A 26,347-nucleotide genomic window follows, 5' to 3' on the forward strand; every position below is an offset into this window, starting at 1 on the left:
AAATTACTTTGGCACGCGGGATTCTTCGCTCCGCTCAAAATGACAGTCGCTACTTTCCAACCAACCCAGCCAGCCGCTCCGTCAGGGCGCGGCGGGAGTATTGGGCGGGGCGAGGGCCGGGCAGGTCGAGGTTGGGGTTGATGCGCCAGCGTGCCACCAGGCCCTCGAAGGCGTCGAGCAGGTCGGCGGTGGCATTGGGCGGCAGGGTACGGCCGGCGCCGGTTTCGCACAGCAGCAGGTCGGCATCCGACCCCAACGGGCCCACGCATAGGATGGGCTTGTTGGCGGCCAGGTACTCGAACACTTTGCCCGGCAGAATACCCCGGTTGTTGGCCACGTCGGGAATGACCAGCAGCAGGGCCGTACTCCGCAGCAAGTAGCCCACCGACTCGTGGTGCGGCACGAAGGGCACGAATTCGGTGCGCTCGGCTAGTCCGGCCGCGGCTACCTGCTGGCGGATACCGTCGGATACCTTGCCCACGAAGCGCAGCCGTAGCGGCACATCGGGGTGCCGATGGGCGCACTCGGCGGCGGCGGCCAGCAGCTGGTCGAGGCGGTAGGTGTCGGCAATGGTGCCGGTGTGCGTGACCAGCAGTGCATCGGTGGGCGGCTGGCTGGGCTCCCGGAAATCGGCCTCGTCGTAGCCGTTAGGCAGCACTTCAATTTTGGCCGGGTCAATTTTGGGTGATTTCCCTGCAAAAATCCGCTTGGTGTGGGGGCTCGTTACCAGCACCACGTCGGCCTGTTCCAGCACCTGGCGCTCGTAGTGGGCATCGAGCCAGCGAGCGGGTGGCAGGTGGTTGAGCTCCTTATAGTAATAGATATCCGTCCAGGGGTCGCGCAAATCGGCCAGCCAGCGCAGGCCGTAGCGACGCTTCAGCTCGAGCCCAATAAGCTGAGTGGAATGAGGCGGCGAGGAAGTCAGCACAGCATCGAACTGCTCACCGGCGGCCACCAGTTTGGCCACGGCTTCCAGCACGAAGCGGTTCCAGCCCCGGCGCGCATCCGGAATAAACAGGTTGCCGCGCACGAACTTGAACAGCTGCTGGCTGCGGCTGGCCTTGTTTTCGCCCACGAAGCCACCGTAGGGCACCTGCCGCCGTCCTGTCAGGCGCTTGTAGCTGTCAAACGGCTCAAACGTACTCGTCCGAATAACCCGCACGCCAGCCGGCACATCTTCCGCTAGGCTTTCATCAAGCACCGGGTAAGCCGCCCGCGTCGGGTCCACGGTAATCACGGTGGGCTCGATGCCGAATTCGGGCAGGTGCTTGACGAACTTGAGGCTGCGCTGCACGCCCGCTCCGCCCGACGGCGGCCAGTAATAGGTAATAACAAGCAGACGAAGCGGACGGGCAGAATCGGGCACGGAGCGGCAGGCGGGCGGTGAAGCGCGAAGGTAACGCGCTGGCGGCTTTTCGGGCTTTTCTGGTTACTTTTGAATCGCTGATTCACGTTGATTAATCGTGATTTCGCTGATTGCAGACGTCAGACCGTTATAATCAGTGAAACCATGCATAATCAGCGCAAATGAGTGGTTGGGTTTGAATTTATAAACTAAGTCAGCTACGCCATGCCTTCTGACAATTCCGATATCCTGGCCCTGCTCAGCGACTTGCTCCGGGCCACCGACCGCCAAACCGAAGAAAACACACGGAAGATTGACGAGTTGCGGATCGAAATGCGCCAGCTCAACCAGGAAACCAACGACCGGTTCGAGAACATCATCAACCGCTTCGGCGAAGCCATAGCCGACGGTTTTATCCGCATGGAGAAGAAAATCGACGGCGTAAAGCAGGAAGTAGCTGGCGTAAAGCAGGAAGTGGCTGGCGTGAAGCAGGAAGTAGCCGGAGTGAAGCAGGAAGTAGCCGGTGTAAAACAAGAGGTAGCCGGGTTACGCACCGATGTGCAGCACATCGACCAGCGCCTGGAAAGAATGGAAACCAACCCCGCTACCAGCCCCGAAGTAATCCGCCGCCTCGAAGTGCTGGAAGCCATTGTGCTGAAAAAGGCCTCGTAGCCCGGAATCAGCGAAATCAAAATAATCAGCGCAAATCAGCGATTCATGTTCGATAATCTCTCAACCAAGCTCGACAAAGCCTTTAAGACCCTCAAAGGCCAGGGCAGCATCACCGAAATTAACGTTGCCGCCACGGTCAAGGAAATCCGCCGGGCCTTGGTAGATGCCGACGTGAACTACAAGGTGGCCAAGGAAGTCACCGACAAAATTAAGGACGAGGCCATGGGCCGCGACGTGCTGGTGGCCGTGTCGCCGGGCCAGCTGATGACCAAAATCGTCTACGATGAGCTGACCCAGCTCATGGGCGGCGAAAAGCAGGACATTCAGGTGAAGGGCGAGCCGGCCGTGATTCTGCTTTCGGGCCTGCAGGGCTCGGGCAAAACCACCTTCGCCGGCAAGCTGGCCACCTACCTCAAAAAGCAGGGCCGCCAGGTGCTACTCGTGGCCTGCGACGTGTACCGCCCCGCCGCCATCGACCAGCTGAAAGTGCTGGGCGAGCAGGTGGGCGTGGACGTGTACTCGGAGCCCGAGAACAAGAACCCGGTGGACATTTCGCGCCACGCCATCGAGTTTGCGCGCAAAAACAACAAGAAAGTCGTCATCATCGACACCGCCGGCCGCCTCGCGGTAGATGAGCAGATGATGGCCGAAATCGAGCAGGTAAAGCGCGCCATCAACCCGTCGGAAACCCTGTTCGTGGTGGATGCCATGACGGGCCAGGACGCAGTGAATACGGCCAAAACCTTCAACGACCGGCTGAACTTCGACGGTGTGGTGCTCACCAAGCTCGACGGCGACGCCCGCGGCGGGGCGGCCCTGAGCATTCGGGCGGTGGTCGAAAAGCCCATCAAGTTCATCTCGACGGGCGAGAAGATGGAGGCCCTCGACCTGTTCTACCCCGACCGCATGGCCCAGCGCATCCTGGGCATGGGCGACGTGATTTCGCTGGTGGAACGCGCTCAGCAGCAGTTCGATGAGGACGAGGCCAAGCGCATTAACCAGAAAATCCGCAAAAACCAGTTCAATTTCGACGACTTCCTCTCCCAGTTGGAGCAGATCAAGAAGATGGGCAACATCAAGGACCTGGTGGGCATGATTCCGGGCGTGGGTAAGGCCATGAAGGACGTGGAAATCGACGACGACGCCTTCAAGCCCATCGAGGCCATCATCAAGAGCATGACGCCCAAGGAGCGCGCCCAACCCGAGTTGCTCAACGGCTCGCGCCGCCGCCGCCTGGCCCTGGGCTCGGGCACCGATATTCAGCAGGTAAACGCGCTGATGAAGCAGTTCGAGGACATGCGCAAAGTGATGCGCACCATGAACAAAATGAGCAGCACCAAGGGCGGCATGGCCCAGATGGCCAAGATGATGGGCATGAAAGGCCCGCTCCGTTAATCACTGATTCACGCTGATTAGTCGTGATTTCACTGATTTTTTGGTGGGTGATGCCAGGCGGCCCCGGTAGCAACTGCTGCCGGGGCCGTTTGATGTTACGCCCGCTCGAATGGGTTGGCGGGCACCACCAGCAGCACCTTTTCGCGCTCGATGGCTACCTGGCCGGGCTTGGCGCCGCGGGGCTTGCGCACGTACTTTTTGGGCGTGTAGGTAACGGGGCACAGCGAGTCGTTTTGGCGTTTGGAGTACCAGGCGGCCAGCTGGGCGGCCCGTTCGAGCACCGGCGCGGGTACCGGCTGACCCGGCCGCTGCCGGATAACGACGTGCGAGCCGGTAACGTCCTTGGCGTGCAGCCAGAGGTCGTCTTTGTGGGCGTAGCGCTGGGTCAGCAGGTCGTTGTTCTGGGCGTTGCGGCCCACCAAAATCGTAAAGCCGGAATCCTCGAAGGTCTTGAACGGCAGTTCGGCGGCGGCGGCTTTGGCGGCTGCGGCGGCATCGAGGCCGTGCTGTTTGCGCCACTGCCGCAGCGCCCGCAACTCGCCGACGGGCAGGGCCGCCAGCTCCTCCAGTCGCTCCAGGGCTTCGAAAGCTTCGCCTTCGCGACGGTCGGCGCGCTCGGCCAGCTCGCGGGTTTCGCGCTGCTGGTTTTTGGCCTTGCGGTAGAGGTTCTGGGCGGTGCGCTGGGGTGTTTCGGTGGGCTTGAGCTTGAGAAGGCGCCGCTGGCCGGGCTGGTAAAAATCCTCGACTTCCACCTCCGAAGCGCCGGCCGGAATCTGGCTGAGGTGGGCCATAATCAGGTCGGCGGTTTGGCGGTAGCCGCTGGTGTTTTCGAGGGCGTGCAGGCGCTGGCGGGCGTGCTGGGCGGCGGTAGCGGCGGTGTCGGCGCGCTTTTCCAGCAGCTGCCGTACCTGGCGCAGCTCGGTTTCGTAGGCCTGCCGACCCAGCAGCCGCGGCACAAAGCGGCGCAGGGCTCCAATGGGGTCGTCGGCGGGCAGCTCGGCTTCCACTTCGCCCACCGGCAGCAAGCTGAGGCGGGTACGGTTATCAAGCCGGACGATGTAAAAAGCGGCGGGCTGCTCCAGCTCGTGCACCACTTGGGCCACCAATGCGCGTTTGGTTTCCAGCGGGGCCGGGTCGTAGCCCAGCGTGCGCAGGTAGGCCCGGCCCAGGTCGCCGAGGGCGGGGTAGGCTTTGGCCGGGTCGGGGGCTGCTACCGGGGCCGCGGCAGGAGCCAGGGCGGCCAGAGCGGCGGGCTTCAGGTCGGCGTCGGCCAGGTAGCGCGGGTGGAACAGTTCGGTTGGCGCTGCGGGGTCGGCGGGGTGGAAGATGGCATTAGGGCGGGTGCCGTAGAGCTTAAGCACCAGCCGGGCCCCACCGTCAAAATCGAGCTGCAGCACCCGGTCGTGGGGCCAGGCCGATACGGCCGCCACTGATTGGCCCAGCAGGCCGGGCAGTAAATCCACTGAGTTCTGGCGGGTGCGCTGGAAACTTTCGGGCAAAGCCAGCAGTGTGCCGGCGGCAGCCAGCGTGAGCTTCAGCCAGAACTCGGCCGTGCCGTTGGTCAGCCCGATAACCAGCTCGTCGCGCTCCTGCGAAAAACAGGCAACCACCCGGTAGCCAGTCAGCTGCCGGGTAAGGGCAGGAGCCAGCTGGCGCAGAAAGTAGTAGTTGGTGGGCATCGGCAGAACAAATTAAACGGCGGCCCCTTCTCGCCCACAGGCTTTCCTGCAACCCGGAAACTTCGTTGAGGCCCTCAGGCGGCGCACCCGGGGCTAAATTTCCTCCAGCTGGGTACGGGTCCGGTCGCTGGTGGTCTGGTTGCCGGTGTTCACCGTCGATTTGGGTTCGATCATCAGAATCCAGGTTTCACCTTCTGAGTGGGGGCGGTGGTCGGTGCCGCGGGGTACTACCAACAGTTCGCCGGGGTTCAGCTCGGCGGTAGTGCCGTCGCGGAAGTCAATCAGCAGCTGACCTTTCACTACTATAAACAGTTCGTCTTCGGCTGCATGATTGTGCCAGATGAACTCGCCCTGCACCCGCGCAATTTTCAGGTGCTGGTCGTTCAGCTCCCCAATTACCCGTGGGTTCCAATGGTCGGTGAATTGCGCAAACTTGTCTTCGAGCCGGATGACATTCATTTTTTCAAAACAAACTAAACAGAAGAATTGCCAGGTCGTATCGAGCTAACAGCTAACAGCTAACAGCTAACAGCTAACAGCTAACAGCTAACAATTCACCACCAGCCCATCGTAGGCCAGGCGGATGTTGGGAGGCAGCGTGGCTTCCACGTCGCGGTGGCGGCCGAGCTGGTGGCTGATGTGGGTGAGGTAGCCGCGGGCCGGCGCCAAGTCCTGCAAAATGTCCACGGCCTGCTGCAGCGTGAAGTGCGAGATGTGCTGCTCGTGGCGCAGGGCGTTGAGCACGATGATTTCCGAGCCGCGCATCAGCTCCAGGGAGTCCTGGCTGAGGTAGTTGGCATCGGTGATGTAGGTGAAGTTGCCCACCCGGTAGCCCAGCACCGGCAGCTTGTAGTGCAGCGCCCGGATGGGCTGAAACGGCACGCCGGCCACCGCAAACACTTCCGTGTCGCTTTTGATGGGGTGCAGCTCGACCTGGGGCACGCCGGGGTACTTGTGGGCCGCAAAAATGTAGGCGTACTCCTGCTGCAGCTGGGCCAGCACCCGCGGTTCGGCGTGCAGCGGCATATCCTGCTGCTGCCGGAAGTTGTAGGCCCGGATATCGTCGAGGCCGCCGGTGTGGTCCTTGTGCTCGTGGGTGAACACCACGGCATCGAGGTGGTCGACGCGCGCGCGCAACACCTGCTGCCGGAAGTCGGGCCCCGAGTCGATAACGATGCTTTTGCCCGCCACCTGCAGATGCACCGACACGCGCAGCCGCTTGTCGCGGTAGTCAACCGAGCGGCAGACGGCGCAGGTACACCCGATTACGGGCACCCCCTGCGACGTACCCGTTCCCAGAAAGGTTATTTGCACTTCGTTGGAATTATGAATTTTGGATTATGGATTTTGAATTACGGCATAAGCAGGACTTCCAGCAAATTCATAATTCAACATTCATAATTCATAATTGGCCGCAGGCCTACCCCACATACTGCTTTACCACGCGCACCAAGGCGTCGAAGTCGAGGGGTTTGGGCAGGTAATCGGTGACGCCGGCTTCGCGGAACTGCTCCATCGAGTAGTTGTTGGCGTTGCCGGTAATGGCAATTACCGGAATTTTGGCAATGCGCGGGTCGGCGTTGCGGCGGATTTCGCGGGTGCATTCCATGCCGTCCTTCACCGGAATGTTAATGTCCATCAGCACGCAGTCGATGGGCTGGCTTTCGATCTGCCGGATAACTTCGCCCCCGTTTTTGGCCGACACAATGCGGTACTGCTGCAGCTCCAGGATTTTTTTGGTCAGATTGAGAATAACGGAGCTGTCCTCGGCGATGAGGATGGTTTTCGAGTTAGCGTTTTCCATAGGTGGTAGGCAGAGAGGGAGTTGGGTAGATGAAAAGGTCGGAGCCGCCAGCGTGCCGGGGCGGGCTAGGGGGCCTGCGTCAGGGCCGGATAAACGGCTCTGAATTCTGCAAATAAAACAAGTAAAAGTTGAAAATCAGCCGCCGCGTTTTCCGTGTTCCGGGCGCGCAGCTTCTGCTCCAGTTGCTTTACGCCTTCGGCCAGCGCCAGGATGCCTAAAGTAAAGCCGGTGCCTTTGAGCTGGTGCAGGTGGGGCAAAATGGCGTCGTACTGCCCGTCGGTTACCAGCGCGGCCGCCTCGCTCAGCACCTGGTCGGCTTCCTGCTCGAAATCGGCGTAGAGCTGGGCCGCGAATTCGCCGCCGCCCAGCTGGCGCAGCTGCTCCACAATGGCCATATCAATCACCACAACCCCTTCGGCGTTGGTGGCCGCATCAGCGGGCGGGCCCGTTGGCGTAGTTTCGGCGGCCGGGGCGCCCTGTGCAGCCGGCTCGGCGGGCGCAGTGGCCGGCGCTACCTGGCTGAGCACGGGCTGGGCTACGGGCGTGCTCCAGCGGCGCAGCATGGCGTGCAGATCCTGGCTTTTCACGGGCTTGGCAATGTAGTCGTCCATACCTTCCTGCACAAACCGCTCGGCATCCTCGCGCATCGAGTAGGCCGTCATGGCCACCACCGGCGGGCAGCCGGGGCCCAGGCGGCGGCGGATTTCGCGCATGGCCGTCACGCCGTCCATTTCCGGCATCTGGATGTCCATGAAAATCAGGTCGTAGCGCGTGTCGGGCGCAATGGCCCGGCTGATAGCCTCGAAGCCATCGGAGGCCACCGTGACGGTGCAGCCCAGCTTGTCGAGCAGGCGCGAGGCCACTTTCTGGTTGATGGGGTTGTCGTCGACGAGCAGGATGCGCGGGTTGGTTTCGAAGCGCACCACTTCCTGCGGCCGCTCGCGGGCCAGGCGGCGCGCCTGCATAATTTCCTCCTCGTTGTGGGCCACCCGGCAGCGGATGGTAAACCAGAACGTCGAGCCTTCGCCCACGTTGGAGTACACTCCGATTTCGCCGCCCAGCATATCGGCCAGCTGCTTGCTGATGGCCAGGCCCAGGCCGGTGCCGCCAAACGCCTTGGTGGGCGTGGTGTCGAGCTGAGTGAAGTTGGTGAAGAGCAGCTTCTCGTCGTCGGGCGAAATGCCGATGCCCGAGTCCTGCACCGCAAAGCGCACCACGTATTCCTGCTCGGCCGGCGAGGCGGGCACTTCTTCCACCTCAATCGTCGAAACGATGATGCTGACCGTGCCCTGCGAGGTGAACTTGATGGCGTTGGAGGTGAGGTTGCTCAGAATCTGAAGCAGGCGCGTTTCGTCGGTGATGATGAAGCGCGGCGTGGTGGGCGTGAAGTGGTAGGTGAACTTGAGCCGCTTCTGGCCGGCCCGGTTCGAGAACAGCGAGTAGATTTTCTCCAGCGTGTAGTGCAGGTCGATGCCCGCCTCGTTGAGCTGCAGCTTGCCGGCCTGGATTTTCGACAAATCCAGAATGTCGTTCAGAATGGCCAGCAGCGCGTCCGACGACTTGCGCAGCGTGTCCACGTACTCTTCCTGCTCCTCGCTGGCCACGGTCTGGTGCAGCAGGTCAATCATGCCGATGATGCCGTTCATGGGCGTGCGCAGCTCGTGGCTCATGTTGGCCAGAAACAGCGTTTTGGCCTCCAGCGCCTGCTCGGCTTCCTCCTTGGCCAGGCGCAAATCGTCCTGCATCTGCTTGAGGCCGGTAATGTCGCGCCCGATGCCTTCGGTGCCGTTGAGCTGACTTTCGTCCAGCTCGCCCAGCAGCCGGCGCGCGTTCACCAGCACGCTCACGGCGTGGCCCTGCTTGTGGCGCATGGCCACCTCGAAGTTGCGCGCCTCGCCCATCTCGCGCACCTGGTCGAGCAGGTTTTCGCGCTCCTGCGAGTTCACATAGAAGTCGCCGATAAACTTGCCAATGGCCTCCTCGGGCTGATAGCCCAGCATGTCGTACACCGAGGGGCTGAGCAGCGTGATGATGCCCTGCGCGTCGGTGCGGTAGTACACATCCTGGAACGACTCGAAAATGGCCCGGAACTTCTCCTCCTGGGCCGCCAGCTCCAGCTGCGAGCGTTTTTTGTCGGTGATGTCGTGGGCAATACCCGAAATTTCCTCAAACGAGCCGTCTTCGAGGTAGATGGGGTTGAGGTAGATTTCGCGCCACGAGTCCTGGCCCTTGGCGTCGCGCAGGCGCACCTCGAAGCGCTGCGGGTGCCCCTGGAAAGCCCGGCGGTAGTTGCTGATGAAGGCCTCGCGGGCCTCGGGGTCCATCAGGGCCACATCGGCCTGCCACATGTTCATGCCCAACGCCGGGTACACGCCGTTGCGCCGCAGGAAGTAGGCCGCGTAGTTGCGGTTGAACGAGGCCAGCCGCGCGCGGGTATCCAACGACCACATCAGGTGCGAGCCGCTCTCAAAGATGGCATTCAGGCGGGCGTTCTGCTTCTGAATCTGCACCTCGTTGCGCTTGCGCTCAATGGCCAGCGCCACTTGGTTGGAGATGAAGTGCAGAATCTCGATGTCGGAGGGCGCGTAGGCGTCGGCCTTCTGGTAGTCCTGCACGGCAATCACGCCGATAATCCGCTCGCCGATGCTCAGCGGCGAGCACAGCATCACCTCCGGCATCAGCCCGTAGGCTGTCACCAAGCCCTCGCCCACCAGCCGCTGCAAATCGTCGCGCAGCAGATATAGCGGCCGGCCCGTGCGGATGATGTACTCCGAAATGCCCGTCGAGAAGGGCCGCGTCATCATGGCCTGCTCGCCGCCGGGCGCGTTCTGATCGACGAAGTAGGCGAACTGCAGCTGGGTACGGGCCTCGTCGCAGAGGGCAATGTAGAAGTTGTTGGTTTCGATGATCTTGCTCAGCTCGCGGTGAATGGCGCCGTAGAGCGAGAGCAGATCTTTGGAGCTGATGGCCAGGTTGGCGATGCTGTAGTACACCTTCTGCAGGCGCTCGGCCTTGATGCGGTCGGTGATGTCGTGCAGAATGGCGCGGGTGCTCACCGGCTCGTTGTCCTGCCAGGAGCACGAAATCGAGCCGATCAGATGCACCGGCTTGCCCGATTTGGTCAGGAAAACCGTTTCGAGCTTGTTGACTTTTTCGCCCTTGTAGAGGTTGCGCAGCTGGTAAAGGAGCTTGGCCTTGTAATAGGGGTGCACCACGCTGGCCAGCGTGAGCGAGGGCAGCTCGTCGTCGTCGTAACCCAGCTTCTCCTTCCACGCCTTGTTCACGAACAAAAAGCGGTTGTCGATGCTCAGGTTCTGAATCAGGTCGTGGGCGTTATCGAGGAAATCCTGGAGGCGGTTGCGGTTGTCGGTGAGGGCGCGCACGGCCACCTGCTTGTCGGTGATGTCGCGGCCCACAAACAGCACCCCGCTGATGGCGCCGTCGGGGGCATGCTCAAACTCAGAATGCCAGTAAAACGTGCGCCCGCGGCCGTAAACAGTCAGCAACGAGTGCTCGAAGAAATCCTGCAGCTCCTGGCGCTCCAGCGCCCGCTGGAATGCGTAGCGGCGGGGCTCCTGCTCGTCGGGCAAAGCAAACAGGCCGAAATACTCGCGCCCGATCAGCGCCTCGGGCGTGTGGCCGGTTACTTCGCAGAAATATTCGTTGATGTCCTGAATGGTGCCCCGGCGGTCGAGCAGCAGGTAGCACATGCCGGCCCGGCTGAGCACGTCGCGTAGCTGGCTGCGCGAGAAATTATCCGACAGAAGCCCTCGATTTGGCCCGGCCGGGGCGGGGGGCGCGTGCTGGTGCAGGTCGCGCAGCGTCAGCAGCAGCTGGGCGCCATCCTTGGTGGCGGGCCCGGTCAGGCGGCTAACCAGGGCCCAGGCTTCCAATTGCGCATCGTCGGGGCCCTGCCCGTACCAGCGCCACGAGCAGGCTTCGCCCGAGCGGGCGCACACCACCAGCAGTTCGCGCAGGCCCGCATCAGTGGTGGGGGTCGAGTCGGGGGCAGGCGTCGTTGGGCGGGCAAACGCCATCAGACCGCTGCCCAGCAGCGCGGCGCGGGTGGTGCCCAGGTACTCCACGGCGCGCTGGTTGCAGTCGAGCAGGATGCCGCGCGCATCGTACAGCAGCAGTCCGTCGGCCGCCTGCTCGAACAGGGCCCGGTACAGGTCGGGCGAAAGCGCAGCGGAAGGCGGGGTGGAAGGGGTGCTCGGGGAAGGCGGCATGAAGGAAGCGGAAATGGGCAAAATGGCTACCCCAACAAGCGGGTCCCCGAACGAAGTTCTTAAATTGGCGACAATTCCTGAATAATCCATCTTTTCGCGCCGCTTTCCGCCCCGCCCGCCGTGCCGCCCCGCCTGGTTTTCACCGTCACCACCGACCTCAACTACGACCAGCGGATGCAGCGAATCTGCGCCTCGCTGGCCCGCGCCGGCTACGCCGTGCTGCTGGTAGGCCGGCAGGGGGCGGCCTCGCAGCCGCTGGGCCCGCAGCCCTATCAGCAGCACCGGCTGCGCTGCTTTTTTCAGCGCGGAAAATTATTCTACCTGGAGTACAACCTGCGCCTGCTGCTGTTCCTGATGGGCCAGCAAGCGGCCGCCTGGTGCGCCATCGACCTCGATACGGCCCTGCCCGTGTGGCTGCGGGCCCGGCTGGGCGGCCAGCCCTTTGTGTACGATGCTCACGAGCTGTTCACGGAGGTGCCCGAAGTGGTGGCCCGCCCCCGGGTGCAGCAGCTCTGGCGCCGCATCGAAGACTTTATTGTGCCCCGCGCGGCGCTGGCCTACACCGTGGGCCCGGCGCTGGCCCGGCTGCTGGTGCAGCGCCACGGCCGGCCGTTTGCGGTGGTGCGCAACATCAGCCGCCTCAGCCCCGAACCGCTGCCGCCGGCCCCCGCTGCTGCCCCCACAGGCGGTTTTATTCTATACCAAGGAGCGTTGAATGCCGGCCGGGGGCTGGAGGAACTGCTGGCGGCCATGCCCCATATTCGGGGCCGGCTGGTGCTTTGCGGCGAAGGCGACCTGTCGCAGAGTCTGCGCCGGCAGGCGGAGGGGCTGGGGTTGCTGCAGTCGGGGCAGGTGGAGTTTCGCGGCTTCGTGCGGCCCGACGAGCTGCGCGAGCTGACGCGCCACGCCACGGTGGGCGTGAATCTGCTGCGCAACGTGGGCCTGAGCTACTATTATTCGCTGGCCAACAAGTTTTTCGACTACCTGCACGCCGGTGTGCCGCAGGTAGGGGTTGATTTTCCGGAGTACCGCACCCTCAACGAGCAGTACGACGTGGCCGACCTCGTGCCCGACCTGGAGCCGGCCACGCTGGCCGCCGCCCTCAACCGCCTGCTACCCGGCGGCGACGCAGCCCGCTACCATCAGCTGGCCGAAAATGCCCGCCGCGCCCGCCCGCAACTCAGCTGGCAGCACGAGGAGCAGGAGCTGCTACGGCTGTATGAGGAATTAGGAATTAGGAATTAGGAATTAGGAATTAGGAATTAGGAATTAGGAATTAGGAATTAGGAATTAATGTTTTTGGACGCTCATTTAATCATTGCAAAGCTGAGCCTTTACCTCGAATCAAGGGTTTGAATTAAGCCTTTCTTCAAAGGCACGTAGCAATTCAAAATTCCTGATTCAAAATTCTTAATTCAAAAGATGAACACCCTGCTCGTAATTACCGGCCCCACGGCCGTGGGCAAAACGGCGCTGTGCGTAGCGCTGGCCCAGCAGCTGCACACCGAAATCGTGTCGGCCGATTCGCGGCAGTTTTTTCGGGAGCTGAGCATCGGTACGGCCAAACCTACGGCAGCCGAAATGGACGGCGTGCGCCACCACTTCATCGACTCGCACAGCATTGCCGACGAGTACAACGCCGGCCGTTTCGAGCAGGATGCGCTGGCCCGGCTCGACGAACTGTTCCGGCAGCACCAGACGGTTATCCTGACGGGCGGCTCGGGGCTGTACCTGCAGGCCGTAACCGAGGGGCTGGACGAGCTGCCGGCCGCGCCGCCCGAAATCCGGGCCGGGCTGCAGGCCGAGCTGGCCGCCCACGGCCTGGCCCCGCTGGTGGCCGAGCTGGCTCGCCTCGACCCCGTAGCCGCCGGCCGCATCGACCTGCAAAACCACCAGCGGGTGCTGCGGGCCCTGGAAATCTGCCGGGCCACGGGCCAGCCGTTCAGCTCTTTCCACGGCCGCAAAACCGCCGCGCGGCCCTTTCGCATCATCAAAATCGCGCTGGAGCGGGAGCGGGACGAGCTCTACCAGCGCATCGATGCGCGCATGGACCAGATGCTGGCCCAGGGCCTGGAGGCCGAAGCCCGCGCCCTCTACCCGTATCGCCACCACAACGCCCTCCAGACGGTGGGCTACCAGGAGCTGTTCGGCTACTTCGAGGGCCACTACGACTACGCCGAAGCCGTGCGCCTGCTCAAGCGCAACTCGCGCCGCTACGCCAAGCGCCAGCTCACCTGGCTCCGCCGCGACCCGCAGTACCGCTGGCTGCACCCCGATGAGGCTCAAGGTGAGATGGTGAAATGGTGAGTTTGACGTTCAAAAGCCCTGTCATCCTTCGCTGCGCGGACGCCAGATGAAGGATGACAGGGCTTTTGAACGTCAAACTCACCATTTCACCATTTCACCGCCACTGCAGGCTGTTGATGTGCTGGCCGATTTTGCGACCCTCGCGCAGGCCCACCTCATTGTCCTGGCGGGAGTGGATGCCGCCCAGAAAGCGTGAGAGGGCCGATTCTTCGGCCGTTTCCCAGAACGAATGGAAGGTGCGGGCTTTGAAGTCGGTGGCGCGGGCCACGTCGCGGCCGCGCCCTACGTGCGAGTCGTCGGTGAAGGTGAGGTTGCCGTAGAGGCCCTCCAGTACCACGGCCGTAGCGGCCGATTGCGTGGCGTGGCCCGAAGAGTAGCCCGGAAAGGGCGGCGACGGCCAGAACGGCACCCAGCCAGGGGCAATAAAGCGGCGCACGAAGGTGTAGGGCCGCTCGTTGTTGAAGCGGTACTTGCACTTCCAGCAGATGACGAAGGCATCGGCCACGGCAATGCCCGTGCGGGCGAAAGTTTCGGCGGCCTTGCCTAAATCGGCCTGCGTGCTGTTGACCACGATGCGAGCCAGGTTGTAGGAGTGGCCGGGGGGCGTGAAGGTGTCGCTCGGGTCGTCGGCCCACCACACCGAAATCTCCTTTTCCTCCTGCGTCAGGCTGATATTTTTGGCGTACACCTCCAGATACTGGGCATAGTATTGCGAGGTCGGCGAGGTAGAGTAGGGCAGCGGGGCCGGCATGGGCAGGGCCGCATCAAGGGCCAGAAATGTGCGGTTGCTGCCCCAGTAGGGCTGCATCGGGGGTAGTCCGTTTTCGGTAGGCTGCCAGTCGCCGGGGCCGGTGGGCGGCACAAAGCTGGCAGGGAAGTTACGCAGGTAGCCCTCGTGGCCGCCATCGGTTTTCGACCAGGCAAAAATGGCCTCGGCCACGGCGCGGCCGTAGGCGGCCGAGCGTTCGGCCGTGGCGGCATCGGGGCCGGCATACTCGCGGGCCAGGGCATTTTCCAGCGAATCGATACGGGTGCGGCTGGCGGCGGGGGCGTTGGCAAACAGGTTTTTCAGGATGAGCGCCTGGGCCGCGTTGGCGCTCAGGGGCCAGCGGTAGGCGGCGCCCGCCTCGGGTTGGGGCAGGCTGCCGAGCTGCTGCAGCTGCCCGGCCAGCGAGCGGTGCTCCGGCATGCCGGCCACCACCGATTCGTAGAGCGTGAGGCCGGCGTAACCCAGCGCCCGCGCCGCCACGGGCGGCGTAAAGCCGGGGCTCTGGCGCACCAGCTGCAAAGTCAGGGTGCTCCATTTGGTGGCCACCGCCGCGTCGTAGCTACTGGCGGGCGGCAGCGTGGGTGCGACTTCCGGCTCCGACTGGCAACTGCTCAGCAGCACAAGCAGCAGTAGGCATGCGCCGGCCAAGGGGCGTGAGAACGGAGAAAAGTAGCGTGTAAGCATATAAGCAGACATTTGGTGGCCTCCACAAAGCAGCAGGTCTGTCTGGTAAATATAGCTGTTTTGTTGTTTATCAATTATATATTTTTGCTATTTATTTGTCTTATGCGAAGTGGGTGAATAGGGTGTAGGTTGTGCCAGACTAGCCTTACTGACTTAGGCTGCCGGAACTGGCCCATGCAGTAAAGGGCAGAGAGTAAGAGTTAGTCATGCCGTTAAATACCAAAAAACTCCCTGCCGAAGCGCAAAAGCGTCGGCAGGGAGTTCAGAAAAGGGCTTTTGGCTGCGCTAAGCGTTCAGGATTTCCACCATGCGCATGAAGCTCTGATTGATGAGCTTGCGCTTGTGGATGGTGTCGGCGAAGGGCGTGTACACGAGCTTGCGGTCGACGATGCCGGCCATGACGTTGTGCATGCCGTTCATGAGGCCTTCCACGGCCGCAATACCGATTTGCGAGGCCAGCATGCGGTCGGCGGCCGAGGGGGCGCCGCCGCGCTGGATGTGGCCGATAACCGTAACGCGGGTGTCGAGCTGCGGAATGGCGGCCTTTACCTGCCGGGCTACCTCGTGGGAGTTGCCCTCTTCATCGCCCTCGGCAATCACCACCAAAAACGAGGTTTTGGAGCGGTTGTGGCCGGTTTTAAGCGTTTCGATAACGGCTTCGGTGGAAAGCTGGGTTTCGGGAATCATCACGATTTCGGCCCCGCCCCCGATGGCGCAGGGAATGGCAATGTAACCCGAGTCGCGGCCCATTACCTCCACAAAAAAGCACCGGTCGTGCGAGTCGGCCGTGTCGCGGATTTTGTCGATGGCCTCCAGGGCCGTGTTCACGGCCGTGTCGTAGCCGATGGTGTAATCGGTGCCGTAGAGGTCGTTGTCGATGGTGCCGGGCGCGCCTACTATCGGGATGCCGAATTCCTGCTCGAAAAGCGTGGCCCCGGTGAACGTGCCGTTGCCGCCGATGGCCACCAGCCCATCGATGCCGTGGTTGACGAGCTGGTCGAAGGCCCGCTGCCGGCCCTCGCGGGTCTGGAACGACTGGCTGCGGGCCGATTTGAGGATGGTGCCGCCCTTCTGCACCGTGTTCGACACCGAGGCCGAGTCCAGCTTCACAAACTCGCCCTTCACCATGCCGCTGTAGCCGCGCATGATGCCGTACACTTCGATGCCGTGGTAAACGGCCGTGCGCACCACGGCCCGGATGCAGGCGTTCATGCCGGGCGCGTCGCCCCCGCTGGTGAAAACTGCAATGCGTTTCATCATATTTACTATTTCTTCCGTAAGCAAAGCGGCCAGCTGAACCGCAGCTGCCAAAGGTGCGCAATTTGCGCCGAAACTACGCTGTCGCCGTCAATAAATGCAAACCCAACACTAGTTGGGCCAATCGTTTTTTTGGTAGCCGCGTATCGGTCGTGTTGCGTATTGGCTGCTAAAGCCCTAACTTAACTTTCGTTGCGGCCCGGCGGCCCCACACCGGAGCAGTCCGGGCGCCCGGCTGCTACTCTCGTTCTTCCCTGCCAAATACCCGCCCCATGTTCGGTTTTTTTGAAAGTGAGCAGACCCGAAAGGTCAAGAGCCACCTGGTAAACCTGGCCGCCCTGGCCAAGGCCGATGGCCACATCGATGAGCGGGAAATGAGCTTTATTGTGGCCGTGGGCCGCAAAAGCGGGATGCGTGCCGGTGAAGTGCGCGCCCTGGTGGGCAGTGCCAGTACCCACGACATGCTGTTGCCCGACAACGATTCGGAGCGTTTCGACCAGATATTTGACCTCGTGGACATGATGCTGGCCGACGGCGTGGTGGACGACACCGAAATGCGCTTCTGCATCGACATGGCCCAGCGCCTGGGTTTTGCCCCCAACATCGTCACGGGCCTGGTGCGCAGCATCTCGCAGGGCGTGCGCGACGGCCTGCCCCGCGAACGGGTTAAAACCGAGGCCATGGCGCTTCTTAAGAATTAATAATTAGTAATTAACAATTAAGAATTGGCCGTTGAATGACCCACAATAGGGCTCGTTCAACGGCCAATTCTTAATTACTAATTATTAATTCTCAATTGACGCCAGGAGCCCCGCGCAGGCCTCGTCAATCTGCTCCATCGTGATGGTGAGGGGTGGGGCGATGCGCAGCGAGTTGTCGCAGAACAGGAACCAGTCGGTGAGCAGGTGCTGCTCCCAGAGGGCGCGGTCGATGAGCGGCTTGAGCACCTCGAACGAGTCGAACTCGACGGCCATCAGTAGCCCGCAGTTGCGTACCTCGCGGATGCTTGGGTGCACCAGCAGCTCGCGGAAACGCGCCGCTTTGGCCGCCACATCGGCCAGCAAATTTTCTTCCTGAATAACTCGCAAGGTGGCCAGCGAAGCCGCGCACGACACCGGATGGCCGCCAAACGTGGTGCAGTGGCCCAGAATAGGGTCGGTTTTGAAGCCGGCCATAATGGCCTGGGGCGCAATAAAAGCCCCGATGGGCATCCCCCCGCCCATGCCCTTGGCCGTTAGCAGAATATCGGGCTCGATGCCGAACTGTTCGAAGGCCCAGAACGTGCCCGTGCGCCCGAACCCGCACTGAATCTCGTCCAGAATAAGCAGCGCGCCTACCTCGGTGCAGCGCTGGCGCAGGGCCGGCAGGTAGCCGGGGGCCGGCACGCGCACGCCCGCTTCGCCCGGCACCGTTTCCATCACCACGGCGGCGGTGTGCTCGGTGATGAGCAGCAGATCATCGAAATTATTGTGGCGGATGTGGCGCACGTCGGGCAGCAGGGGCCGGAAGGCATTCTTGAAGCCTTCGGAACCCGTGATGCTGAGGGCGCCGTGGGTGGAGCCGTGGTAGGCGTTGTGGCAGCTCACGAGCCCCGTGCGGCCGGTGTGCCGCTTGGCTAGCTTCAGGGCGCCCTCCACGGCTTCGGTGCCCGAGTTGGTGAAATACACGTTATCGAGGTGGGCGGGCAGCGTGGCGGTGAGGGCCTGGGCCAGCCGGGCGGGCGGGGCCTGCACCACTTCGCCGTACACCATCAGGTGCAGGTATTTGTCGAGCTGCTCTTGGATGGCGGCCAGCACCCGCGGGTGGCGGTGGCCCACATTGCTGACGCCGATGCCGGAGATAAGGTCGAGGTAGCGCGTGCCATCGGGCGCGTACATGTACACGCCTTCGGCCCGCTCAATTTCCAGCAGCAGTGGAAAATCAGACGTCTGGGCCTGGTGGCGCAGGAAAAGCTGGCGGGGAGTAAGCATAGCCGCAAAGGTACGCCAGGCTCCCTAGTGGTTGGTAGTTAGAAAAGGGCTGTCATTCTGAGCGAAGCCGAAGGCGTAGTCGAAGAATCTCGCGTGCTACAGTAACTCCTGACGACAGGGTTGCCATTGCACGCGAGATTCTTCGACTGCGGCTGCGCCTTCGCTCAGAATGACAAGTTTTATTTACCAAACCGGCTACTCGCCGGCCCGGCCTCTGGGGCGGTCGGCCACGCGCTTGATGACCTCGCGCGTGAATTGGCGCTCGGCCAGGAACAGGGCCGCCACCTGCCGCACGCTGATGACGCGCTGGAACTTCTCGAAGTAGTCTTTTTCGAGGTCGATATCCTGCTCGCGGAGCTTGAACGACTGATTGAAATTGTCGCGCAGCTGCTGGTCGCTCAGGCCGTCGGTCTGGCTGGGGCGCAGCTGACGCAGGCGCTGGTTCAGGTCGCGGCGCTTAGCGGTGAACTCGTTGTAGAGCGGCCAGAACTTCTGGGCCTGCTCGGGGGTGAGGGAAACTTTCTGGGTGATGTAGGCCACGCGGGCATTTTCGAGCTGGCTCAGGCGCTCGGGTCGGCGGCCGCCCCCGCCGCCCTGGGCAGCGGCCTCGGTGGCCGGCAGGCCGGCCGTTAGCAAACTCAGCAGCAGCAGGGTACGAAACAGGTAGTTCATAGCAGGTAAAAGGAAAGCGGAGAAGAGAATACAGAGTTTACAGGTAGCCTTCGTCGGCCGATTGCTGGTCGAGCAGCTCGCGCAATTCGTCGGGCGAGGGTTGCCAGTAGGTGCTGGCGGGCGTGGCGCGGGCCGTGCCCGCCACCTCGGCCAGATCGGTGAGGGTGATGCGCTGGTCGGTGCTGAGCAGGTAGTTGAGCAGCTCCTGTTGCGGCACCCGGGCCAGCGCGTCGGCGGAGCCCGCGGGCGGCCCGGCGGGCGTCAGCCAGAACGCGGCCGCAAAGCCGCCCAGCACTACCACCGAGGCCAGGGCCGTGCGCAGCGGGGCCGTAAGGGCCGCCAGCCAGCCCCAGCCGGGCGCGGTGGCCGCCGCCTGGGGCTGCACGCGCTGCATCACGCGCATGGGCAGCTGCTCGAAGTAGCGCTCGGGCGGCGGGGCCAGGGCCGGCCGGGGCCGGTTGCGGCGGTGCTCATCGAGGTTGAAAGGCGTGTTCATGGCAGTTGGAAGCGAATAAAGGACCGAAGTTTAATGCGCTGCTAATTGGCGGTAACAAATGCTTCTACTTTTTTTACGGCGTGGTGGTAGGAGGCTTTCAGGGCCCCGACGCTGGTGCCGGTTACCTCAGCCATCTGCTCGTAGGGCATCTCGTCGTAGTAGCGCAGGTTGAAAACGAGGCGCTGCTTGTCGGGCAGCGTGAGGATGGCTTTCTGCAGCTTCAGCTCGATTTCGTCGCCGGCCAGGGTTTCATCGGCTTCGAGCTGGGCGCTGAGCTCGGCCGTGACGTCGGTGAGGGGCAGCAGGAACTTGCGGCGCTTGCTTTTCAGCCAGCCCAGGCACTCGTTGGTGGCAATGCGGTAGAGCCAGGTGTAGAGCGAGGCGTCGGCGCGGAACCCGTCGAGGTGGTTCCAGACCTTCACGAACACGTCCTGCGTCAGGTCGTCGGCATCGTCGTGGTTGATGACCATTTTGCGCACGTGCCAGTACACCGGGCGCTGGTATTTGCGCACGAGCTGGTTGAAGGCCACGTTGCGGGTGGCCGGGTCGCGGAACTTGGCAAGTATCTCCTGGTCTTCCAAAGGGCGCAGCGGGGCGGTGGGGTAGGGGAGCGGGTTTTCGCGGGTTGGAGGCCGCCGGAGCCGCCGGGTTTAACGGGCCGGCGCAAAATGGCCGAAAAAAGCGCCGCTACCGCCTAGCCGAGTAGGAAAAACCCAGCGTGATGTTGGTGTTTTCGGGCACCTTGCCCTCGCTGTACTGCGAGTCGTAGGTGTAGTTGTAGGCCAGCGTGACGGCCAGGTTGTTGATGAGCTTGAGGGAGGCCGCCGCCACGCTGCTGAAGCGGTAGTTGCTGAGCTTTTCCAGCGAAGGCTGAAACAGCGTGCTGGAGTTGAAGGTGAGCGTTTTGTAGGAATACACGATTTTCAGGCGGGTCGAGTTGCGGGCCGTCACCACCCGGCGGCCGTCGAGAAAGTTGGTTTGCTCGCGGATGATGAGGTTGCTCACGGCCACCTCGCGCCCCAGCGAGTCGGTGTAGAAGGCCCAGCCCGGTCCGGCGCCCAGCTGCACCCGCCGCGTAATGCCGCGCAGGTTGCTGCGCTCGAAGCCGCCCAGCGCGTAGGCCCGGAAACGCCCCCGCCAGTAGTAGGGCGTGGTAGTCAGCAGCAGCTCGCGCTCCTGCAATAGCTTGTTCTGCTTGCCATACGCAAACCGCCCGTGCAGCGGCAGCCCGAAGTGCGGGCCCCGGCTGATGGTAATATCCTGGGTGGTGGAAAGCAGCGTGCGGTTGACGCCGCCGCTGCTGTAGGCGCCCGTCAGCTGGCCCGCGTACACGATGAGTGTGGTGTCGGCGGCCGGGGGCGTGGTTTGGGCCCGGGCGGCGGTAGCGAGGGTGAACAGCAGTAGCAGAGCGGTGGCGAGCCGGAAGAAGCGGTGGGGCATGGACGGAAAAATCGGGGGCGGCGGCCGGGGCCGCAAGCGGGCGCCGGCTGACCGGAGGCGAACGAAGCTGCAAAGGTAAGCGGACCCCAATAGCGCAGTTGGTCGAGGAAAACGGCCGGCTGGCCGGAATCGGGCCGCGGGCCGGGCCCGGAAAGCGGGCTTTTGCCTATCATTACTGCCAAACCAGATTTCCCGACGGTCGGTGGCCGCGTCAGCAAGCAGCTCTTTTATGCATTTTCGTTTCGCGCTTTGTGCGCTGGTTGTGTGGGCAAGCGGGCTGCTGGCGGCCGGAGCCCAGGTGATTCCGCCGCCCATGAAACAGGCGCCCACGGCCCCCAAGGCCGGGGTGGCGCTGCCGGCGCCCACCAAAGCCCAGGATTCGGCCCGCTCCGAAAACCTGGTGTCCGACACCAAAGTGCTGCGCCGCATCGACTCGCTGAGGCGGGCCAACACCGGCCGGCTCGAAGAAATCCAGGCCGAGCTGCTGACGCTCAAAAGCGGCTCGGCCGACAAGCGCCGCGAGCGGGAACTGGTGACCGAGCTCGATGCGCTGCGCCGGGTCGATTCGTTGCGCAAGGCCCGCTCGCGCCGCTACATCGACTCGCTGAAGGTGAATGCCAAGGGCTTCCCGGTAGTGCCGCACGACGATACGCTGTTCTACGTGTACACCAAGCTGGGGCCGTTTTCGCCCCAGGAGCGCGCCCAACTCACGGAGGAAAAAATCAAGCGCCTCGAAAAAGCCGCCTTCTTCAGCCCCGACTCGCTGCGCATCTACCCCTCGGAGCAGAGCACCGATTTGATGTACGGCGAGCAGGTGCTGCAAAGCATCAGCGAAAACGACGCGCTCTGGCACAACGTGAGCCGCGACTCGCTGGCCCGCCTGCACCGGGCGCGCATTATTGAGGCCGTGGTGCAGTACAAGGCGCAGAACAGCCTGCTGAATAAAGCCAAGGAAATCGGCCTGACGCTGCTCGTGCTCATCGTGCTGTACTTCACGGTGAAGTATATTCTGGTGTTTTTCAGGTGGGTGGGGCTGAAGCTGGCTTCCAAGGAAGGCACCTGGTTCAAGGGCATCAAGTTCGGCAACTACGAATTCTTCAACGAGCAGCGCCAGCTCAGCTCGGTGCTGCTGCTGGTTACGGTGCTGAAATGGATAGTCGTGCTGCTGGCTATTTACCTGGTGCTGCCCGTGGTGTTCAGCATCTTCCCCGGCACCCAGGACATTGCCGATACGCTGCTGGGCTACATTTTCAACCCGCTCAAGCGCATTGCGCTGGCCTTCTGGAACTACCTGCCCAACCTGTTCACCATCATCGTGATTGTGGCCGTGTTCCGCTACGTGCTCAAGGCCATTTTCTCGGTGAAGGAGGAAATCCGGGCCGGCAACCTTACCATCGAGGGCTTTTACCCCGACTGGGCCAACCCCACCTACCAGATTGTGCGGGTGCTGGTGTGGGCCTTCGCGCTGGTCGTGATTTTCCCGTATCTGCCGGGCTCCGATTCGCCGGTGTTTCAGGGCGTATCGGTGTTTCTGGGTTTCCTGTTCACGTTCGGCTCGGCCGGCTCGCTCTCCAACATCGTGGCCGGGCTGGTGCTGACCTACATGCGGGCCTACAAGCTGGGCGACCGGGTGAAAATCGGCGACGTGACGGGCGACATCGTGGAGAAAACCCTGCTCGTGACCCGCATCCGCACCGTCAAAAACGAGGAGATTACGATTCCCAATTCCTCGGTGATGAGCTCCTACACCACCAACTACTCCACCGTGGCGCCCACGCTGGGCCTGATTATGCACACCGGCGTCACCATCGGCTACGACGTACCCTGGCCCCAGGTGCACCAGTTGCTGCTGGCCGCCGCCGTCGATGCCGACGTGCTCACCGAGCCCGCCCCGTTCGTGCTCCAGACCAGCCTCGACGACTGGTACGTGGCCTACGAGCTCAACTTTTATACCCACGCCGCCAACCAGCAGGCCCGCATCTACTCGCGCATCCACCAAAACATCCAGGACCGCTTCAACGAGGCCGGCGTCGAAATTATGTCGCCCCACTACCGCGCCGTGCGCGACGGCAGCCAGACGACCATTCCGGCCGATTACCTGCCGAAGGATTACGAGGCCCCCAGGTTCCGGGTCGAGAACTCGCAAGGGGAGAAGGAATGAGCAGGGAGGGGCAAAACCCGCCTGTCATCCTGAGCTTGCGAAGTACCTATACAGAAGGTAACTTCACATAATAGCTTCTATATAGGTCCTTCGCAAGCTCAGGATGACAGAACGGTTCACATTTCCTCATCCGCACTTCACCCAAAATGACTGACCTTTGCGGCGAACCATTATTTCGCACGCATAGCTGCCGTTTGGAGCAGCCGCGCCCCTTTGCATGATACACGCGCTGGATAGAATCAGGAAGCAGCTCAAGCACCGCTTCGACGCCATTGATAACATCCACCTCAAACGCGACCTGCTGAATGCCCTGCCGTTTTGGGTGGGCGCCTTTATTACGGGCCTCGTGGCCGTGCTGTATGCCAAGCTGTTTGCCTGGGCCGAGGCCGGCACGCGCTACCTCTACCACTACTCGGCCGAGTCGAAGTGGTGGTTTGTGCTGCTCACGCCGCTGTGCTTTCTGGTGGGCTGGTGGCTGGTGAACCGCTTTGCGCCGTTTGCGCGGGGCAGCGGCATTCCGCAGGTCACGGCGGCCATCGACCTATCCAACCCCCGCCACAACTACAAAGTCAACCAACTGCTGAGCATGCGGGTGCTGGGCATCAAGGTGCTCAGCTCGCTGGTGGCGGTGCTGGGCGGCGGCATAGTCGGCCGCGAGGGGCCTACCATCCAGATTTCGGCGGCCATTTTCCGGCAGGTGAACCGCTGGCTGCCGGGCTGGTACCCCAAAATCTCCAAGCGCAACATGATTATCACGGGGGCGGCGGCCGGGCTGGCCTCGGCCTTCAACACGCCGCTGGGCGGTATCGTGTTTGCCATCGAAGAGCTCACGCGCACCCACCTCAACTTCTTTAAGTCGGCGCTGCTCACGGGCGTTATCATTGCCGGCCTCACGGCCCTCAACCTGCTCGGGCCCTACCTCTACCTGGGCTACCCGCGCCTCGACAACATTCCCATCTGGATGATTTTCGTGGTGATGCTGGTGGCCGTTATCGGCGGGTTTGCGTCCAGCGGCATGGGCGAGGCCATCCTGTTCATTATGCGGCGCAAGGAGCGGCTCACGTCCAGCGTCGAGAAGATGGTGTTTCCGCTGGTGTGCGGGCTAGCCATTGCCCTGCTGGCCATTCTGGTAGATGAGCGGATGCTGGGTTCGGGCAAGGAAATCATGCTCGACACGCTGTTTACCGAGCACAAGCACCTGGCCTGGTACATCCCGGTGCTGCGGATTCTGGGCTCCATTCTCTCGTTCAGCACGGGCGTGGCGGGCGGCATTTTCGCGCCCGCCCTCGGGGCCGGAGCCAGCATCGGGGCCGTGGTGGCCGGCTGGATGTACCTCTCCGATACGGCCACCAACCTGCTGGTGCTCTGCGGCATGGTGGGCTTCCTGACCGGCATCACGCGCAGCCCCTTTACCTCCTCGATTCTGGTGATTGAGATGACCAACAGCCACAACATCATCTTCTACCTGATGCTCACGGCGCTGCTCTCCAACCTGGTGTCGAGTCTGGTCAACCGCCACGGCTTCTACGACCAGCTCAAGAGCCTGTACATCCTCGAAATCCACCGCTCGGAAACCCAGCGCCGGCCAGTGCGGGAAAAGCAGGAGGAGGAGGAAGTGGGAGAGAAGAAGAAAAGGGAGTAAGCAAAAGTGTTTGAATAGCGTATCTTGCTGGCATTCTGTTTGGTTAGCTACTCTGTCCATGCGCGGCCTCAACAAAGTAACCCTGATCGGGAATCTGGGTAAAGACCCGGAAATTTCTGTGCTGGAAGGCAACGTGGCCGTGGCGAAATTCTCGCTGGCCACGTCGGAAACCTACCGCGACAAAAGTGGCCAGCCTCACACCAGCACCGACTGGCACAACATCGTGCTCTGGCGCGGCCTGGCCGAGCTGGCCCAGGCCTACCTGCGCCGGGGCAGCTTAGTGTACGTGGAGGGCAAGCTCAAAACCCGCCACTACGACGATGCGGCCGGCCAGCGCCACTACGTAACGGAGGTAATAGGGGAGCAGGTGTTGATGCTGGACAAGAAAACCGGCCCCGCCCCGCCCACGCAGCCATGACGACGGCCGTTTCATTGCGGCTGCGCGCAGACCGGACCGAGTTTCAGGTGTTCTTTCCTTATTCGGATGCGGCTATCCGGGGGGCGCTGCTGGCGGCGGGGGTGCAGTATAGCGCCGCCGCCCGGGGCTACGTGCTGCCGGCCACGCCCGAAGCCGTGGCGCCCCTGCGCCTGGCGTGCCAGCAGCTGGGCGTACCACTGCACCTGCCCATGGTGCCGGCACTGGCCGCCACGCCACCGCCGCCCACGCCGCAGCAAGCCGTGCTCAACCGCTATGCCCAACATATAGTGCTGAAACGCTATAGTCCGGCCACCCTTAAAAACTACCGCACCGCATTTCAGCAGTTTCTGCTGCACCATGCCCCACGCCTGCCCCTGGACCTGACGCGCCAGGAACTACTCGACTACCTGGCCGGGCGGGTGGCGGCCGGCATTTCGGAAGCCTACCAGAATCTGCTCATCAACGCCATTAAATTCTACTACGAACAGGTGGAAGGGCAGCCCCGGCAATACTACGCCGTGCCCCGGCCCAAACAGCCGCTTACCAACCCCAAAGTACTGGCCCGGGAAGAGGTGCGGGCGCTGCTGGCGGGCACCGAGAACCTTAAGCATCGGGCCATGCTGATGCTGGCCTATGGTCTGGGCCTGCGCCTGGGCGAAGTACTGGCCCTCACGCCGCCCGACATTGACAGCAAGCGAATGGCCTTATATGTGCGGGCAGGGAAGGGCAAAAAAGACCGTGATTTGCCCTTGCCCGAGAGTTTGCTACATTTACTCCGAGAGCAATACCGGCAATTTCGGCCCGTTACGTTTCTCTTCGAGGGCCTGCAGCCCGGCGAGCCGTACAGCGCCCGCAGCCTGCAACTGGTGGTGAAGCAGGCAGCGGCCCGGGCCGGAATCAGCCGGCCCGTAACCTTGCATATGCTTCGCCACTCGTATGCCACGCATCTGCTGGAAGCCGGCACGGACATCCGAATCATTCAGGATCTGCTCGGCCACAGCAGCATCAAAACCACCGAAATCTACACCCATGTTGCGCAACATAATCGCCCCGCATCCCCTCTCGACAGCCTGGGCCTGTAACGCTACTAGTTTCGCTTATATCGCTACCTGCCGACATATAGCGGTTTCGTGAACATCTAGCCCATCTTTACGCTTGTGCGACGTGATAGCCGCAGTGGTTGAACCACCCGAGCGCATCAGCGCTGGTAATCCAGTTGACGGCCTCTTGCAGCGCGTCGATTAACGCCTCGCGGGTGCGGGCCTGTGCCGCCCGTAGCTTGGTTTTGAGCTTGCTCCAAGCCTGCTCGACGGGGGTGAAGTCGGGCGAGTAGGGCGGCAGAAACAGCAGTTCCACGCCCCGCCCGGCTAGCCACTGTTTTACCCCACTAAGTTTATGGGCCGATGC

The 26,347-nt window shown here is 62.5% G+C and carries 23 protein-coding genes; 9 read left to right on the forward strand and 14 right to left on the reverse strand.

What is annotated here, in order from left to right; genetic code table 11:
• Positions 1-49 precede the first annotated feature (49 nt).
• Positions 50-1,366 (reverse strand): glycosyltransferase family 4 protein, encoded by a 1,317-nt coding sequence (locus H145_RS0116630; protein WP_026351580.1) that lies wholly within the window; start codon positions 1,364-1,366, stop codon positions 50-52.
• Positions 1,367-1,570: 204 nt separating this feature from the next.
• On the opposite strand from H145_RS0116630, the gene H145_RS21810 reads away from it, so the two are divergent.
• Together H145_RS21810 and ffh are read left to right on the forward strand one after the other, a co-directional pair.
• A complete protein-coding gene (locus tag H145_RS21810) occupies positions 1,571-2,017 on the forward strand; it encodes a hypothetical protein (protein WP_019949292.1) in 447 nt (148 codons plus the stop codon).
• Between the two features lie 45 nt (positions 2,018-2,062).
• Positions 2,063-3,412, forward strand: a complete 1,350-nt coding sequence (gene ffh, locus H145_RS0116640; RefSeq protein WP_019949293.1) for a signal recognition particle protein — start codon at positions 2,063-2,065, stop codon at positions 3,410-3,412.
• Positions 3,413-3,507: 95 nt separating this feature from the next.
• On the opposite strand, the gene H145_RS0116645 is transcribed toward ffh, so the two are convergent.
• The 5 genes from H145_RS0116645 to H145_RS0116665 form a co-directional block, all read right to left on the reverse strand.
• Positions 3,508-5,091 carry an NFACT RNA binding domain-containing protein gene (locus tag H145_RS0116645; protein WP_019949294.1) on the reverse strand — a complete coding sequence of 528 codons (1,584 nt, stop codon included), beginning with the start codon at positions 5,089-5,091 and terminating at the stop codon, positions 3,508-3,510.
• A gap of 93 nt (positions 5,092-5,184) precedes the next feature.
• Positions 5,185-5,550, reverse strand: a complete 366-nt coding sequence (locus H145_RS0116650; protein ID WP_019949295.1) for a cupin domain-containing protein — start codon at positions 5,548-5,550, stop codon at positions 5,185-5,187.
• Between the two features lie 87 nt (positions 5,551-5,637).
• On the reverse strand, positions 5,638-6,405 hold the full coding sequence (locus tag H145_RS0116655; protein ID WP_026351581.1) for an MBL fold metallo-hydrolase: 768 nt from the start codon (positions 6,403-6,405) through the stop codon (positions 5,638-5,640).
• 106 nt (positions 6,406-6,511) lie between these two features.
• Positions 6,512-6,895 (reverse strand): response regulator, encoded by a 384-nt coding sequence (locus H145_RS0116660; protein ID WP_019949297.1) that lies wholly within the window; start codon positions 6,893-6,895, stop codon positions 6,512-6,514.
• Between the two features lie 65 nt (positions 6,896-6,960).
• Positions 6,961-11,124 (reverse strand): PAS domain S-box protein, encoded by a 4,164-nt coding sequence (locus H145_RS0116665; protein ID WP_019949298.1) that lies wholly within the window; start codon positions 11,122-11,124, stop codon positions 6,961-6,963.
• A 120-nt stretch (positions 11,125-11,244) separates the two neighbouring features.
• On the opposite strand from H145_RS0116665, the gene H145_RS0116670 reads away from it, so the two are divergent.
• Both H145_RS0116670 and miaA read left to right on the forward strand, forming a co-directional pair.
• The gene (locus H145_RS0116670; protein ID WP_019949299.1) at positions 11,245-12,369 is read left to right on the forward strand and encodes a glycosyltransferase; all 1,125 of its coding nucleotides are present in this window, start codon (positions 11,245-11,247) and stop codon (positions 12,367-12,369) included.
• A gap of 177 nt (positions 12,370-12,546) precedes the next feature.
• Positions 12,547-13,431: a tRNA (adenosine(37)-N6)-dimethylallyltransferase MiaA gene (miaA, locus tag H145_RS0116675; RefSeq protein WP_019949300.1), complete on the forward strand. Its 885-nt coding sequence runs from the start codon at positions 12,547-12,549 to the stop codon at positions 13,429-13,431.
• Between the two features lie 94 nt (positions 13,432-13,525).
• On the opposite strand, the gene H145_RS0116680 is transcribed toward miaA, so the two are convergent.
• Together H145_RS0116680 and pfkA are read right to left on the reverse strand one after the other, a co-directional pair.
• Positions 13,526-14,884: a vanadium-dependent haloperoxidase gene (locus H145_RS0116680; RefSeq protein WP_083937827.1), complete on the reverse strand. Its 1,359-nt coding sequence runs from the start codon at positions 14,882-14,884 to the stop codon at positions 13,526-13,528.
• A gap of 285 nt (positions 14,885-15,169) precedes the next feature.
• Positions 15,170-16,141, reverse strand: a complete 972-nt coding sequence (pfkA, locus tag H145_RS0116685; protein WP_019949302.1) for a 6-phosphofructokinase — start codon at positions 16,139-16,141, stop codon at positions 15,170-15,172.
• A 272-nt stretch (positions 16,142-16,413) separates the two neighbouring features.
• On the opposite strand from pfkA, the gene H145_RS0116690 reads away from it, so the two are divergent.
• On the forward strand, positions 16,414-16,842 hold the full coding sequence (locus tag H145_RS0116690) for a tellurite resistance TerB family protein (protein ID WP_019949303.1): 429 nt from the start codon (positions 16,414-16,416) through the stop codon (positions 16,840-16,842).
• Between the two features lie 84 nt (positions 16,843-16,926).
• On the opposite strand, the gene H145_RS0116695 is transcribed toward H145_RS0116690, so the two are convergent.
• The 5 genes from H145_RS0116695 to H145_RS24530 form a co-directional block, all read right to left on the reverse strand.
• Positions 16,927-18,111: an aspartate aminotransferase family protein gene (locus H145_RS0116695; protein ID WP_019949304.1), complete on the reverse strand. Its 1,185-nt coding sequence runs from the start codon at positions 18,109-18,111 to the stop codon at positions 16,927-16,929.
• 195 nt (positions 18,112-18,306) lie between these two features.
• A complete protein-coding gene (locus tag H145_RS0116700) occupies positions 18,307-18,783 on the reverse strand; it encodes a hypothetical protein (protein ID WP_019949305.1) in 477 nt (158 codons plus the stop codon).
• Between the two features lie 37 nt (positions 18,784-18,820).
• Complete coding sequence (locus tag H145_RS0116705) at positions 18,821-19,279, reverse strand: hypothetical protein (protein ID WP_019949306.1); 459 nt, start codon at positions 19,277-19,279, stop codon at positions 18,821-18,823.
• 41 nt (positions 19,280-19,320) lie between these two features.
• The gene (locus tag H145_RS0116710) at positions 19,321-19,860 is read right to left on the reverse strand and encodes an RNA polymerase sigma factor (protein WP_019949307.1); all 540 of its coding nucleotides are present in this window, start codon (positions 19,858-19,860) and stop codon (positions 19,321-19,323) included.
• Positions 19,861-19,966: 106 nt separating this feature from the next.
• Positions 19,967-20,719: a DUF481 domain-containing protein gene (locus H145_RS24530; RefSeq protein WP_019949308.1), complete on the reverse strand. Its 753-nt coding sequence runs from the start codon at positions 20,717-20,719 to the stop codon at positions 19,967-19,969.
• Between the two features lie 229 nt (positions 20,720-20,948).
• On the opposite strand from H145_RS24530, the gene H145_RS0116720 reads away from it, so the two are divergent.
• The 4 genes from H145_RS0116720 to H145_RS21815 all read left to right on the forward strand — a co-directional run bounded on the left by H145_RS0116720 (position 20,949) and on the right by H145_RS21815 (position 26,022).
• Positions 20,949-22,880 carry a mechanosensitive ion channel family protein gene (locus tag H145_RS0116720; protein ID WP_157541716.1) on the forward strand — a complete coding sequence of 644 codons (1,932 nt, stop codon included), beginning with the start codon at positions 20,949-20,951 and terminating at the stop codon, positions 22,878-22,880.
• 217 nt (positions 22,881-23,097) lie between these two features.
• Positions 23,098-24,522, forward strand: a complete 1,425-nt coding sequence (locus H145_RS0116725) for a chloride channel protein (RefSeq protein WP_019949310.1) — start codon at positions 23,098-23,100, stop codon at positions 24,520-24,522.
• Between the two features lie 58 nt (positions 24,523-24,580).
• Positions 24,581-24,940 carry a single-stranded DNA-binding protein gene (locus H145_RS0116730; RefSeq protein ID WP_019949311.1) on the forward strand — a complete coding sequence of 120 codons (360 nt, stop codon included), beginning with the start codon at positions 24,581-24,583 and terminating at the stop codon, positions 24,938-24,940.
• Positions 24,937-26,022, forward strand: a complete 1,086-nt coding sequence (locus H145_RS21815; protein ID WP_019949312.1) for a tyrosine-type recombinase/integrase — start codon at positions 24,937-24,939, stop codon at positions 26,020-26,022. The genes H145_RS0116730 and H145_RS21815 overlap by 4 nt, the downstream gene beginning before the upstream one ends.
• Before the next feature lie 67 nt (positions 26,023-26,089).
• Here the strand turns inward: H145_RS21815 and H145_RS21820 are convergent.
• Positions 26,090-26,347 (reverse strand): transposase (locus H145_RS21820; protein ID WP_019946602.1); only part of this gene is annotated, 258 nt, incomplete at its 5' end.

It is taken from the genome of Hymenobacter aerophilus DSM 13606 (assembly GCF_000382225.1).
In the GTDB taxonomy this organism is placed as follows: Bacteria; Bacteroidota; Bacteroidia; order Cytophagales; family Hymenobacteraceae; genus Hymenobacter; species Hymenobacter aerophilus.